General features: G+C 69.2%; 15 protein-coding genes. 7 read left to right on the top strand and 8 right to left on the bottom strand.

What is annotated here, in order from left to right; translation table 11 throughout:
- Positions 1–3: 3 nt before the first annotated feature.
- Together BST44_RS09680 and BST44_RS30070 are read right to left on the bottom strand one after the other, a co-directional pair.
- Entirely contained in the window at positions 4–1413 is a 1410-nt protein-coding gene (locus BST44_RS09680) for a trypsin-like peptidase domain-containing protein (RefSeq protein WP_244184766.1), read from the bottom strand.
- On the bottom strand, positions 1410–1586 hold the full coding sequence (locus tag BST44_RS30070; RefSeq protein ID WP_158086647.1) for a hypothetical protein: 177 nt from the start codon (positions 1584–1586) through the stop codon (positions 1410–1412). Before BST44_RS30070 ends, BST44_RS09680 begins: the two co-directional genes overlap by 4 nt.
- Positions 1587–1825: 239 nt before the next feature.
- Between BST44_RS30070 and BST44_RS09675 the strand changes: the two genes are divergently transcribed.
- The 7 genes from BST44_RS09675 (at position 1826) to BST44_RS09645 (ending at position 8209) form a co-directional block, all read left to right on the top strand.
- Positions 1826–2311 carry a flavodoxin family protein gene (locus BST44_RS09675; protein WP_167380177.1) on the top strand — a complete coding sequence of 162 codons (486 nt, stop codon included), beginning with the start codon at positions 1826–1828 and terminating at the stop codon, positions 2309–2311.
- 143 nt (positions 2312–2454) lie between these two features.
- Positions 2455–3276, top strand: coding sequence for a slipin family protein (locus BST44_RS09670; protein ID WP_142274440.1), 822 nt, complete (start codon positions 2455–2457; stop codon positions 3274–3276).
- Between the two features lie 47 nt (positions 3277–3323).
- Positions 3324–4373, top strand: a complete 1050-nt coding sequence (locus BST44_RS09665; RefSeq protein WP_083176899.1) for an acyltransferase family protein — start codon at positions 3324–3326, stop codon at positions 4371–4373.
- Between the two features lie 46 nt (positions 4374–4419).
- Positions 4420–5220: a ribosome hibernation promotion factor gene (locus BST44_RS09660; protein ID WP_083176898.1), complete on the top strand. Its 801-nt coding sequence runs from the start codon at positions 4420–4422 to the stop codon at positions 5218–5220.
- Positions 5221–5312: 92 nt separating this feature from the next.
- Positions 5313–5957, top strand: a complete 645-nt coding sequence (locus tag BST44_RS09655; RefSeq protein ID WP_083176897.1) for a hypothetical protein — start codon at positions 5313–5315, stop codon at positions 5955–5957.
- A 36-nt stretch (positions 5958–5993) separates the two neighbouring features.
- Positions 5994–6785 carry a universal stress protein gene (locus BST44_RS09650; RefSeq protein WP_083176896.1) on the top strand — a complete coding sequence of 264 codons (792 nt, stop codon included), beginning with the start codon at positions 5994–5996 and terminating at the stop codon, positions 6783–6785.
- A 29-nt stretch (positions 6786–6814) separates the two neighbouring features.
- The gene (locus BST44_RS09645; RefSeq protein ID WP_244184765.1) at positions 6815–8209 is read left to right on the top strand and encodes a bifunctional lysylphosphatidylglycerol flippase/synthetase MprF; all 1395 of its coding nucleotides are present in this window, start codon (positions 6815–6817) and stop codon (positions 8207–8209) included.
- On the opposite strand, the gene BST44_RS09640 is transcribed toward BST44_RS09645, so the two are convergent.
- The 6 genes from BST44_RS09640 to pdhA form a co-directional block, all read right to left on the bottom strand.
- Entirely contained in the window at positions 8195–8614 is a 420-nt protein-coding gene (locus BST44_RS09640; protein WP_083176895.1) for a pyridoxamine 5'-phosphate oxidase family protein, read from the bottom strand. The two genes, BST44_RS09645 and BST44_RS09640, sit on opposite strands and share 15 nt — an antisense overlap.
- A gap of 125 nt (positions 8615–8739) precedes the next feature.
- Positions 8740–9717, bottom strand: coding sequence for an Acg family FMN-binding oxidoreductase (locus BST44_RS09635; protein ID WP_083176894.1), 978 nt, complete (start codon positions 9715–9717; stop codon positions 8740–8742).
- A 60-nt stretch (positions 9718–9777) separates the two neighbouring features.
- Positions 9778–10029 (bottom strand): acyl carrier protein, encoded by a 252-nt coding sequence (locus BST44_RS09630; protein ID WP_083176893.1) that lies wholly within the window; start codon positions 10027–10029, stop codon positions 9778–9780.
- A 6-nt stretch (positions 10030–10035) separates the two neighbouring features.
- Entirely contained in the window at positions 10036–11265 is a 1230-nt protein-coding gene (locus BST44_RS09625) for a dihydrolipoamide acetyltransferase family protein (RefSeq protein ID WP_083176892.1), read from the bottom strand.
- Positions 11262–12248 carry an alpha-ketoacid dehydrogenase subunit beta gene (locus BST44_RS09620; protein WP_083176891.1) on the bottom strand — a complete coding sequence of 329 codons (987 nt, stop codon included), beginning with the start codon at positions 12246–12248 and terminating at the stop codon, positions 11262–11264. Before BST44_RS09620 ends, BST44_RS09625 begins: the two co-directional genes overlap by 4 nt.
- Positions 12245–13222 carry a pyruvate dehydrogenase (acetyl-transferring) E1 component subunit alpha gene (pdhA, locus tag BST44_RS09615; protein ID WP_083176890.1) on the bottom strand — a complete coding sequence of 326 codons (978 nt, stop codon included), beginning with the start codon at positions 13220–13222 and terminating at the stop codon, positions 12245–12247. Before pdhA ends, BST44_RS09620 begins: the two co-directional genes overlap by 4 nt.
- Between the last annotated feature and the right edge of the window lie 29 nt (positions 13223–13251).

The raw sequence follows: 13251 nt of genomic DNA, 5'->3' as shown, positions 1-13251 counted from the left end.
CGGTCAAGATATCAGCCCGGTCCCCCGGGCCGGCGCCGGAAGCTCGATGTGCTTGCCGCAGTTGGGGCAGAATTGTTCGGCCGGATGATGCTCGGCCCCGCAATGGGCGCAGAAGTGTGGTTCCTCGGCCGCCGCCTCGTGCCTGGGCATCAGGCGAAGCGGTTGCGCCTCGGGTGCCGGGTGTCCGGGACGCTGCATCCGCAGCCCCAGGAACGTCAGGGCCGCGCCCAGGCCCAGCACCGACGCCACGCTGACGACGATGTACCACAACAGGTTCGTGCCGCTCAGTGACGACGAATCGCCATACTGCTCGCGCAGATTCACCGCGAGCGTCTTGAGGTCGTCCAGGCCGGGGTAGCCGGGGGACATGGCCAGGGTCTGGTCGAACTCGTCGATCGCGTCGGTGTAGCGACCCGCGTAGAAGTCGGTCAGCCCTTTGCGGTAGATCCGGTCGGCGGGCCCCAGCATCGGCTTGACGCCCTTGCTGGCCAACATCGCGGCCACGCCGTCGGCGGGCGCGACGAAATTGAACGGCTGCGTCTCGCCGACGGGCGCGAAGCTGTTCAGGCCGATCACCTTGCCGTTGAGGTCGATCGTCGGGCCTCCGCTCATGCCGTCCGTCATCGCGGCGTCGACCTCGTACGCGGGGTTCGTTCCGGCGACCGACTTCTTGCTGACCGTGCCGCTCTTGTAGGTGGGGTCCAACGAAGCGCCGGTGATGTTCTGGGTGCTCTCCGGGAAGCCCACCGCCAGGACGGGCGTACCGATGGTGACGTCGGCGTCGGTATCGAGTTCGGACGACGGAAGGTTGTGCTTGGCGACTTTGAGCAGGGCCGCGTCACCCTTGCCCAGGGGCCGGAAATCGACGACGTTGGCGACCACTTTGTCGGTGAGTTTGGTTCCCGAACCGGACATCAGGGCGACGCTCACGTGCGGACCCTGGCCCGGCGCGTCGCCCTCCACCCGGGCGTTCTTCTGCAGCCACTCCAAAGTGGTTGCGGAATCGCTCGATTCGGGCGCATCCGGGTACTCGCTGCGATATTCCTCGGCGGCCCGCTTGAGGATGAGGACCGTGGCGCTCGCCGGGTCGACGCAGTGGCCCGCGGTCGCCACCCAGCCGTCGGGGTTGACCACGAACGCCGTGCAATTCCAGGTGGCCAGGAAGGGCATGCTCGAGCCCCGCCCGAATTGCGACAGGACCTCTCCGGAGGGCAGCCGGACCAGGCCGTAACCTTCCCCGGCGAGGTACATGATGGACGGGCGGATCAGGGCCGCCGCCCTTTCCTCGGGCTTGGCTTGCGGACGCCCGTCATCGGCGGCCGCCATGCCCGGCGCGCCGGTCCAGGCCGCGAGGGCTGCCGCCGCCACCGCCGCCAACCTGCGGGCCGCCGCGCCCGCCGACAGTCCGGTCACGGCCGGGACCGCCCGGTCCGGGGCTGGGCGAAGCGTGGTGGGGCCGCCGAGGACGGATGGCGGGCCATCGCCTCGACGAGTTCCGCCGCATGCCGGCGCGCCGATATCCACGCCGGATGGAGCTCGAGGAAGATCACTTCGGCACCGGCACCGGCACCGGCAACGGATGCCACGTCGTTTCGCTCCGCCGCGGGAGCCCTCAGAGTCACAACCTCATTTGAGCTGTTCGCGACGCAAGTCGGTAGGGACCGAAGTCCCGACCCCGAGGGACCTCCGTTCGCCCGTCGTCTCCGGCGCCGCCGGGTGATCGGCGGAAGTGACCAAGGCCCCCAACCGCCGTGCCTTTGCGCCCTTATCGGGCCGCGGGTTCCCGCGCAGCATGGAGCTGTCCGCGCTGAGAAGGAGTTGGGCCATGAGGTCGCTCATCGTGTGCGCGTCGAGGTCACACGGCAACACCCGCCTGGTAGCCGATCGAATGGCCGAGGTGCTGGATGCCGAGGTCGTGACGCCCGAGTCGGTCGGTCCGGAGATCGTTCGCGACTACGACCTCATCGGTTTCGGTTCGGGCATCTACTACATGATGGCGGACGCGAGGCTGCGGAAACTCATTCGGCAACTTCCGGCCGCCGACCACCACACCGCGGCGTTCACGTTCTTCACCAGCGGTGCACGCGAGATCCCGCTGCTGGGGTATCACCGGCCGCTCCGGGACAAGCTCGAGGACAAGGGCTTCGAGGTGATCGGGTCGTTCTCGTGCCGGGGGTTGGACACCGTTGGCCCGTTCGGATTCGTCGGCGGCATCAACCGGGGGCGGCCCAACGTTCACGACCTGGATCGGGCCGCCGCGTTCGCCGCCCGGGTGCGCAAGCGCGCCGCGGGCTCCCCGGCGGCGTCGTAACGCAGAGTAAGGGTCCTTCGGTCGCGGGGGTGGGGACTTTCGGCCGCTGCCCGCCCAACCGTCGCGGTTCTAGCGTCAGCAGCAAGTCGTGCTGTGCGCGGCGAGCGTTGCCGACGCCGATCGAGGTGGTTGTCATGAACCAAATGGCCGCACTCCTGACCGTTTCGGGGGTCATCGTCGCGGTGTTGCTGGCCCTGGCGTCGATCAGGGTGGTCCAGCAATACCAGCGTGGGGTGCATTTCCGCCTCGGCCGCGTGATCGGCGTCCGGGAGCCGGGGTTGCGGATCATCATTCCGGTCATCGACCGCCTGTGGCGGATTTCGATGCGCATCGTGACCATGCCCATCCAGTCCCAGGGCATCATCACCCGGGACAACGTGAGCGTCGACATCGCCGCCGTCGCCTACTTCCGGGTCGTCGATGCCCGCAAGGCCGTCGTCGTCATCGAAAACGTCAACGCCGCCATCGACCAGATCGCACAAACCACCCTGCGCAACGTCGTCGGGCAGCATTCCCTCGACGAGGTGCTTGCCCAAACCGAGAAGATCAACGGCAGCATCCGCCAGATCCTCGACGCCACCACGGTGGAGTGGGGCGTGGAAGTCACCTTGGTGGAGCTCAAGGACATCCAGCTCCCGGACAGCATGAAACGCGCCATGGCGCGCGAGGCCGAGGCCGAGCGGGAGAAGCGGGCCAAGATCATTGCGGCAGAGGGAGAGGCGCGTGCCGCCGCGGCGCTCGGCGACGCGTCGGACACCATGATGAGGCACCCGCTGGCCCTGCAGCTGCGCAACCTGCAGACCCTGATCGAACTTGGAGTGGAGAAGAACACCACGATCGTCTTCCCCGCCCCGCTGATGACGGCGATCGGAGAGCTCACCGCCTTCTTGGCGCGCGAGACGGACGCGTCCAGGGCCCCGGGCCATCCCGAGGAGACGCTGGCGCGAGCGGCGGCGCTGCGCTGAACCCGCGGCGGCGGGAGAAAGCGCGAGAACCCCGGAGGGAGGCATGCGTGATCGGAGAGAGTTTCGACCGGCGCGGTAATGCCCTCAACCTGTGGCGGCTCGTACTGGCCGTCGAGGTGATTTTCTGGCACTCGTTTCCGGTGACCGGCCACCGTATTTCGTCGCCCGCCGTCGAGCGGCTCGTGTTTTCGGTGGGCGTGGACGGGTTTTTCGCGGTGTCCGGCTTCCTGGTTGCCGCCAGTTGGCTGAACCGACCGGAACCGCGACGATATCTGCGGGCCCGGGCGCTGCGCATCCTGCCGGGCTTCTACACCTGTTTGATCGTCACCGCTTTCGTCTTCGCGCCAATCGGTCTCGCGCTTCAGGGTGGTTCCGCGATGGGCCTGCTGCGCTCCAGCGGACCGCTGAAGTTCGTCCTGTTCAACGGCGCCATCGCGCAACTCAAACTCGACGTGGGGGACACCCCGCGAGGGGTCCCGCATCCCGGCGTGTGGAACGCGTCGTTGTGGACCCTGATCTACGAGGTGATGTGCTACCTGGCGGTGCTCGTCATCGGTGTCGCCGGCCTGGCACGAAATCGGTGGACATCGTTGGCTCTCTTGATCATCGGCGTGGTGGCGGCGCTGCTGTTGGGGCCCATGACGGACCCGTTGTCGTGGACCATCCCGCAATGCGTCGCACGCTTTACGATCATGTTCGCCGCCGGTGCCGTGCTCTACCAATTTCGCGATGCGATACCCGCCCGATGGACCTGGGTCGCGGCGAGCTTCGCGGTCGTTGCGATTTCCGGCCTGCTGCTGCCCGACTACCGGATCGTCGGTGCGCTGCCGCTGGCCTACGGCGTCATCGTGTCCGGCATCCTGTTGCACAGACTCCATCTGCACAACGACCTGTCGTACGGCGTGTACATCTACGCGTGGCCGACGCAGCAGCTTCTCGTCATCTGCGGGCTGCGGCACCTCAATCCGCTGATCTTCGCGGCCGTGGCGACCGCGGCCACTGTGCCGCTCGCCGCGGCAAGTTGGTTCGCCATCGAGAAACCGGCAGTGCGGCTGAAGCGGACCGAACCGGCTCGCCAGCTGCAGGAAGCCCGATGACCTTTGGCCCTGTCCCGCAACCGGTTCGGTGACGTAGCACTGACCTATGGGGCACAGAGCTACATCGGCACAGCGGATCGACGTCCAGGTCACGCCGCGGGAGGATCTGCCCGCGGCGGCTGAGTACGCGCGCGCCAAGATCGGTGAGATCACCCGGCACGCCGGCCGGCCGGTGCTGCACGCCCGCGTCCGGCTGACCAGGCATCGCGATCCGGCGGTGCGGCGCCCCGTCGTCGCGCAGGCCAACCTCGACGTCGACGGCCGGCCCGTCCGCGCCCAGGTCCAGGCCGACACGGCCCGCGAAGCGGTCGACCTGCTCGCGGCGCGGCTGCGCCGCGGCCTCGAACGCGCCGCCGAACCCCGGGAGGCGCGCCGCGGCGAGGCACCGGCGCGGCCCGGCGAATGGCGGCACGAGTCGCAGCCGGCGCGGCGGCCGCACTACTTCCCCCGCCCGGCGGACCAGCGCCGCGTCATCCGGCGTAAGTCGTTCACGATGGCGCCCTGCACCCTCGACGACGCCGCCCGCGAAATGGACCTGCTCGACTACGACTTTCACCTGTTCACGGAGGAGGGCGCCGGCGTCGCCAGTGTGCTCTACCGCGCGGGGCCGACCGGTCACCGCCTGGCGCTGGCGGCGCCGGAGCTCGCCGACCGGGTGGGTCCGCACACGCTACCCGTGACGGTCAGCCGGCAATCGCTGCCGTGTCTCACCGAAGCGGGCGCCGCCGACCGGCTGGCCCTGCTCGGCCTGCCGTTCCTGTTCTTCATCCACGCCGACTATGGCTGCGCCAGCGTTCTATACCACCGCTACGACGGGCATTACGGCTTGATCACCCCGGCCGGATAGCGCGCCCGCCCGCGGCGCGCAGGGCACATCGGCGCGCTCGCCAAGGACCAAGGACCCTGTGGACGGCGGGACGGTCCGCGCAGACTGGCGCCATGGCCAACACGACGAGGCGGCTCGCCCAGACCGCCGTCCTGCTCACCGTCCTGTACGGCGCGCGCAGGTACTACCGCAACTGGGGCGCCACCAAGGCCGAGTCGCAGATGCGAGTCCCGGGCGACGCCCTGGTGAGCGATCCGGCGGTTCAGACGACCGAGGCGGTCGACATCGACGCGACCGCGGCGACGGTCTGGTCTTGGCTCCTGCAGCTGGGCCAGGATCGGGCGGAGCGCTACGGCGACGGGGGACTGCAAATTCCGATCGGCGAGAACGGCAACGAGCCGCTTCGGGTCGGCGATGCGATCCGGCTGGCTCCCGGGGGCTGGCCGGGGTTCCCCGACGGCTTGACGTTGCGGGTCGCCGAGCTGGCGCCCGAAAAGTACGTCGTCCTCAACGCCATCCGGGCCGAGCCGCGCTGGAACGTCGTCTTGTCTTTTCACCTGCAGCCACACTGGGAGGACCGCGTCCGGCTCCTGGCCCGCGCCCGGATCGCCCTGCGCTACCCGGGCGAGGTCCTCGTGATGGAACTGGCCAGGCCGTTGGTGGCGCTCGGGACCCGGGCGTTGTTGCTGGCGACCAAGCGCCGGGCGGAGCGGTTCGCCCCGGTGGCGCCGATCCGGTCGTCCGTCGAAACACGTTGACACTCCTGCCCGATTTCGACAGCGAAAGGCCCGACGATGAAACCAATCCTGGTGGGAATCGACGGTTCGTCGGCGGCCGTCGCGGCCGCGCTGTGGGGTGTCGACGAGGCGATCTCTCGCGGCGTGCCGCTGCGTCTCATCTCCGTCGTCAAGCCCGCGCACGAGTCGCCGGAAGACTACGAGCGCGACGTCGCGCACGCCGAGAAGTCGCTCCTCGAGGCGCGATCCGCGGTCGAGGCCACCGGTAAGGCCGTCACGGTCGAAACGGCCATGCCGCGCGGCCCCGCCGGTGCGGTGCTGTTGGAGACGTCCCCGGATGCCGCGATGATCTGCGTCGGATGCGTCGGCATCGGCCGCTACGCCCGCTCCATCGTCGGCTCGACGGCGACGGAGCTCGTCGAAAAGGCGCGCTGCCCGGTCGCGGTCGTGCGGACCGGCTCGGACCGCCCGCCCCCGGACATCGACTGGATCGTGGTCCGGATGACGGACACACCCGGCAATGACGCCGTCGTGAATTGCGCCGCGGCGGAAGCGAAGCTGCGCAAGGCCCCCATGCTGGTTCTCGGTGGCCGGCCCGAGGAGCTCACCGAACACGCCGACGGCGCATTCGAGCGCCGGGTAGCGCAATGGCAGCAGCGCTATCCCGAGGTGCGGGTCTACCCGATCACCACCAAGCAAGCCGTCGCCGGTTACCTGAGCGCGAACGACGAAAGAGTCCAGCTCGCCGTGATCGGCGCGGACGAGGCCGGTCAACTGGCGAAATTGGTCGGGCCGCAAGGGCATCCGCTCTTCCGTCACCCCGACTGCTCGGTGCTCGTGGTGCGCTAGGGGCCATTCTGAAGCCGAAGAGCGCCGGCGTGCTGCGGGGCAGGGAACGCGTCCTGGTCGGGGCCGACGTCCCGGCGGCGCGGGTCGTCAGCGTGCTGCTGCTGTTCGGCGTCCTGGTTTGGTTGACGGCGCTGGGCGCCCGCGAATATCTCGGCTACGAACGCGTGGGCCCGGGCCGGTTCGGCTGGTCGGTGGCGCTACTGGGCGCCGTCACACTGATCGCGCGCGGCATCTTCCTCGGCCGCCCGGTGACCGCCGCGCACGCGATGTACGCGGCCGCCGCGGTGACCGCCGGGTTGGGCGCCCATTTCCTGTCCTGGGCGGTGCTGGGCAACGTCCTGATCGCCTCCAGCGGGCTCGCCCTGATGTCGCCCACCACGGCCAGACCGCAGCCGGAGCTGCTGGGCCGGGTGTGGGCGCTGGTCGACGCCACCCGAGGGGATCCGTTGGCGCCCTTCGCCATGCACTCGTCCAAGAGCTACCACTTCAGCACCGGCGGCACCGCGGCGATCGCCTTCCGCACGCGGCTCGGGTTCGCCGTGGTCAGCGGTGACCCGATCGGAGATGCGACGGAATTCGACGAGCTGGTGGCCGATTTCGTCCGCATGTGTCGCGGCCGGGGCTGGCAGATCATCGTGCTGGCCGCCGGCGAGCGCCACCTTCGGTTGTGGCGCAGGGACACCGTGGGCCAGCCGATGCTGTCGGTGCCGATCGGCCGCGACGTCGTCGTCGACATCCGCCACTTCTCCCTGCGCGGGCGCCGCTTTCGCAACCTGCGCCAGGCCGTGCAACGCACGCACAACTGCGGAGTCACCACCGAGATCGTCGACGAACAACGACTCGGCGGCACAACGCTGGCCGAGCTGACCGAGGTGTTGTACGCCGCGCACCGCGCGGTGCGCACCGACCGCGGCTTCTGCATGAACCTCGACGGGGCGCTGCAGGGCCGTTTTCCCGGTGTCGCGTTGGCCATCGCGCGGGACGGGAGCGGCCGTGCGGTCGCGTTTCACCGGTACCTGACCGCCGGCGGGAGGTCCGAAGTCAGCCTAGACGTGCCGTTCCGCCGCCCGGACGCCCCCAACGGCGTCGACGAGCGGCTCACCGTCGACATGATCGCCCACGCCGAAAGAACTGGCGGGGAGCGCCTTTCGCTGGCCTTCGCGGCGTTCCCCGAAATCTTCGAAGCCGCTCGGCCCGGGGCGCTGCAGCGGACCGCGCTTTGGCTCATCCACCTGCTGGACCCACTGATCCGGCTGGAGTCCCTCTACCGCTACCTGCGTAAGTTCCACGCGTTGTCCGAGCGGCGCTACGTGGTGTTGTGCGCCCACCACATTCCGGCCGCGCTGCTGGTGTTGCTGTCCCTGGAGTTCGTGCCGCGCCCGCGGCGCATGCGGGCGGGCTGGCAGCGGTCAGTCCACCGGTGAACCGAAACGGAAGCGCCGGCCCGTGACGGTCTCCGGGACGATCCGCACGTAGTGCGACTTCTCCGCGCCCGCCGTCCAGGGCAGCACCTGGGCGCGTTCGGCCTCCTCGAGTTCCTCGTCGGACCGAAGGGAGCGCGCGGTGCCCTTGATGATCACGCTCCAGCCCTCGGAGACATTGTGGTCGTCGACCTCGAACAGCACCCGGTTGTTGATCGCCGTGCTGACCAACTTGGTGCCCTCCGCGGTGCGAAACAGGACGGTGTGGCGCTGGACGACGTAGTTGACCGGGAAGATCTCGGGCTGACCGCCGACGCTGGTCACCAGGCGCCCCAGTGTCACGCCCGCCAGCAGGTCCCAGCATTCGGTCACCGGCAGGATGGAAACCCCATTATCGATCAGCGACATCAGTCATCCCCTTCGTCGACGGCACTACACACTCGATGGTATTGCGGAGGACCACGCGCGGCGTCGGCCGAAAGTCCCGGCGCGCGAGGACCAACGTTGTCTGACCACTCGACCGCACCGTCGCGCTAGCGGATCGTCAGCACATCGCCCAACGGGCGTCGTGGTGTTGCCGCCGGCAGGTGTTCCAGCGGCGGGGCGATCCCCACGCGCACCAACACTTGCGGCTCGCCGCGCCGGCCGATCAGCTCGCGCACGATCTCACGGCTCTCCTCGAGTTCGATCAGATGGGTGAGCGGACAGGTCGCCATCCCGGCCACCGTGGATTCGAGCAACACCGTCGACAACACCTCGCCGCACCGCAACACGTCCGCCCTGGCGTCGTCGGGCGTCGACAGCACAAGGATTTTCGCCCAGTCGACCTTGACCTCGCCGCGCCGGTCCGCGTGGCTCCTGACCGGGAAGCTGCGGGCCACGTCCACCCGCCAGCTCTCCCTGTCGGAGGCCAGCGCGCTCGGCGGCATCCCCTCGGCCAGCACGAAAGACGAAGTCCACCAATCGAGTTCGGCGTGATAGTAGGAGTCGTCGCGGCGCAGCTCCTCGGTGAGTTGTGACGCCTCCACCAACACGGGCCGCACGTCGTCGGCCAGCACGTCCAGGGCGACCTGGGCGTCGTCGAAGGTGTCGCGCAACGTCGGTTCGAACAGGTCCCAGTAGGTGGGGCGGCCCAACGGCAGCCGGTCGGTGCGGCGCTGCAGGATCGCCTCGGCGCGGCGGTGCTGGGCCTCGGTGACGTGTTCTGAGGTGCTGAAGGTCACCGAGGCCAGCTGGTCGGGGTCCCCGGGGTCCGGAAACCGCACCACTTTCGGATCCCAGCCCGCGGCGGTCATCGCGATGCACAGGTGGTTCAGGACGGCGCCGCAGGACAGGATCACTTCCCGGCCGGAATGGTCGGTGGCCCGTATCGCCCGGTTCCGGTCGACGAACAGGCGCAGGGTGCCACCCTCGGCCACCCAGCGCCAGGGCTGACTGTTGTGCACCGAGGGTGCGCGGCAAGCGAGCAGCACCGCCTTTTTCAGCACGTCGTTGTCCGGCGTCCCTGCCATGGTAAAACCCCCTGTTTCAGTGCGCGGCCGAAAAACGGTGCGCCCCTTGCCCCGCGCCGCTTATACCGTGGACGCGTTGGTCTGCACGTAGTTGACCACGTCGGCCAGCGTCCGCAGCGACGCGTAATCCGATTCGGGGATGTCCACGTGCAGCCGCTTGTGTATCCCGCGCAAAAAGCTCAGCCAGTCCATGGAATCGAGGTCGACCTGGTCGCGCAGCAGCACGTCGTCGGCGATGTCGTCGGGGTCGACTTCCGGGGCAATGCTCGTCAGCACCGACAGCACCACGGCGCGAGTGTCTTCATTGGTCATTGCGCATCACTTTTCTAGGAGGTCGGGCTGCTGGAGCAGCTCGTTGATCGCGGCGAGGAAGAGCGCGCCCCGGTGCCCGTCACTGGCGCGGTGGTCGGCGGCGAGCGTGGCCTGGACCGTGGTGACGACGCGGATCCCGCCGTCGATGACGCAGACCCGTTCGGCCGGCTGGCCGAAACCGACGATCGCGACCTGCGGCGGGTAGATGACGCCGAAGACCGCGTCGACGCCCTGGTCGCCGAGGTTGGTGACCGTGATGGTCGGGTCCGACATCTCCGAGCTGCGCAGCGAGAACGACCGCGCCCGCGCCACCAGATCGGTGAGGTCGTTCATCAATTCGTCCAGCTTCTTCTCCGGCACGTCGTGGATGGCCGGCGCGACGAGCCCGCCGCCGCGCAGCGAGATCCCGACGCCGACGTGAACGCCGTTCGCCGGCTCGAACCCGTCTTCGCGCCAAAATCCGTTGAATTCACCGAACCGCTGCGCGGCGAGGCCGACGGCCTTCAACAGCAGGACGGCCGGCAGGACGCGTTCGTCGATGGATCGTTGGGCGTTCCGCGTCGTCAGCCATGACAGCGACTTCTGCAGCATGATCTCTTCGGCGAGGTAGTAGTGCGGGATCTCGCGCTTGGACCGGCTCATCGCCGCCGCGATCGACTTTCGCATCTGCTGCGCGCGGTCGGCCGCCGTCGGCTTGGTTCCCGGCTGGGCGGCGGGCTTGGGCGCGGCGGGCTTGGCCACCAATCTGCTCGCGGCGTGCTCGACGTCGTTGATGGTGACCGCACCCTGCGGGCCGGTGCCCGTCACCCCGTCGATGTCGATGCCCAGCGACGTCGCCAACCGCCGCGCGGCGGGGGACACCCAGCGGCGCCGGCCGGGTGTGGCCGGGGGAGCGCCGGGGGCCTGCGGGGTCGTCGGCCGGGGCGGCGCCGGCGCGGCCGCCGGCTCGGTGGCCGCCTTCGAGGCCGGCCGGGGCTTGGGCCGCTTCTCCGCCTGCTCGCCGGGCGCCGTGAGCGTCGCCAATGTCGTTCCCACCTGGACGGTTTCACCGATGGGGACGACGAGCTCGTCGACGATGCCCTCCTGCCAGCATTCGACTTCGACCGCCGCCTTGGTGGTCTCGACGATCGCCACGACCTGGCCGCGGGTGATTTTGTCCCCGGGCTTGACCAGCCACTCGTTCAGGGTGCCTTCATCCATGTCGGAGCCGAGCGAGGGCATCTTGAATTCGATCACGGCCGCTCCCCGAACAGGTCTTGCACGGCGGCGACGATCTTGGGGGTCTGGGGCAGGGCGGCCTCTTCGAGGTGCTTGGCGTAGGGCATCGGCACCTCGGCGCTGCACACCCGGGCCACCGGCGCGTCGAGGTCGTAGAAGGCGCCCTCCATCACGCGCGCGGTGACTTCCGCGGCCAGGCTGCCGGTGCGCCATGCCTCGTCGATGAGCACCGCCCGATGCGTCTTGCGGACGGAGTCCAGGATGGTGTCGTCGTCGAGCGGGCGCAGCACCCGCAAATCGATGACCTCGCAGTCGATCCCGGAGAGCGAGAGCTCGTTGGCGGCGTCCAGCGTCTTGGGCAGGCTGCCGCCGTAGGTGATCAGGGAAACGTCGGCGCCGGTGCGCCGGACCGCCGCCCGCGAGATGTCCGTCGGGGCCAGAACGCCGACATCCGTCGAGGTGTTGTACAGCTGGACGTGCTCGAAGATCACCACCGGGTCCGGGTCGGCCAGGGCCGGGCCGAGCATGCCGTAGGCGTCCTCGACGGTGGCCGGGGCCAGCACCTTGATGCCCGGGATGTGGGCGTACCACGGCTCGAGGCTGTGGGAGTGCTGGGCGGCGAGCTGGCGTCCGGCGCCCGTCGCCATCCGGACGACGATCGGCACGGAGAACTGTCCGCCGGACATGTGGCGCAGGGCGGCAGCGGTATTGACGATCTGGTCGAGCGCCAGCAGGCTGAAGTTGACCGTCATGACTTCCACGATCGGGCGTAAGCCGTTCAGCGCCGCGCCGATCCCGATGCCGACGAAGCCCAACTCCGAAAGCGGTGTGTCCCGCACGCGGTCGGGGCCGAAGTCTTCCAGCAGGCCCTTGGACGCGGCGTAGGTGCCCCCGTACCGCCCGACGTCCTCACCCATCAGCACCACCCGCGGGTCGTCGCGCAGGGCGTCGCGCAGGGCGTCGTGCACGGCGGTCCGGTAACTGGTCTTCGTCGTCTTCATCGCGTCGCCTCCGCTCCCGGGGTCAGCACGTCGCGCTCGAGATCCGCCACGTCCTCCCACGTTCCGGCCTCGGCGAACGCCACCGCCGCCTCGATCTCGGCGGCGGCCGCGTCTTCGATCTCACGCACGTCGGCGTCCGACAGCGTGCCGTCGCCCAGGCACTTCTCGGTGAACGCCTGGATCGGGTCGCGCTCGCGCCACCGCTGCACCTCGTCCTTGTCCCGATACAGCTCGGGGTCGAACATCGAATGGGCCCGGAACCGGTAGGTGCGGAATTCGATGAAGAACGGCCCGCCGGTGTCGCGGACGTGGTCGACACCCTCTTGCGCGGCCGCGTGGCACGCTTCGACGTCCATGCCGTCGACGGCCCGCGTGGGCACCCGGTAGGCCGCGGCCTTGACGGTGAGGTCGGTCTGCGACTGGGCCCGGTCCAGCGCGGTGCCCATCGCGTAAAGGTTGTTCTCGCAACAGAACAGCACCGGCAGGTTCCACAGCGCCGCCATGTTCAGCGACTCGTGGAAGGCGCCCTCGGCCACCGCGCCGTCGCCGAAATAGCACGCGGTCACCCGCTTCTGCTGCAGTTGGGCGTCGGCCAGGGCGATGCCCACCGCGAGCGGCAACCCGCCGGCGACGATCGCGTTGCCCCCGTAAAACCGCTTCGCCGCGTCGAACAGGTGCATGGAACCGCCGCGGCCGCGCGAGCAGCCCTCCTGCTTGCCGAACATCTCGGCCATGATCGAGGTCATCGGGATGCCGCGCAGCAGCGCGTGCGCGTGCTCGCGGTACGTCGCGACCACCGCGTCGTCGTCGGCCAGCGCGCGCAGCGATCCGGCCGCCACGGCCTCCTCGCCGACGTAGAGGTGCAGGAAGCCGCGAATCTTGGCCGCGCTGTAGAGCTCCGCGCATTTTTCCTCCATGCGCCGCACCCGGACCATGTCGGAGAGCAGCTCGTGGGCCAGCTTCACGGTTGTCATCGGCGCCACTCCTGCTCATCGCTTCGTCC

The organism is Mycobacterium scrofulaceum (assembly GCF_002086735.1).
Taxonomy (GTDB): Bacteria; Actinomycetota; Actinomycetes; order Mycobacteriales; family Mycobacteriaceae; genus Mycobacterium; species Mycobacterium scrofulaceum.
This window is presented reverse-complemented; position numbering and strand designations above follow the sequence as displayed.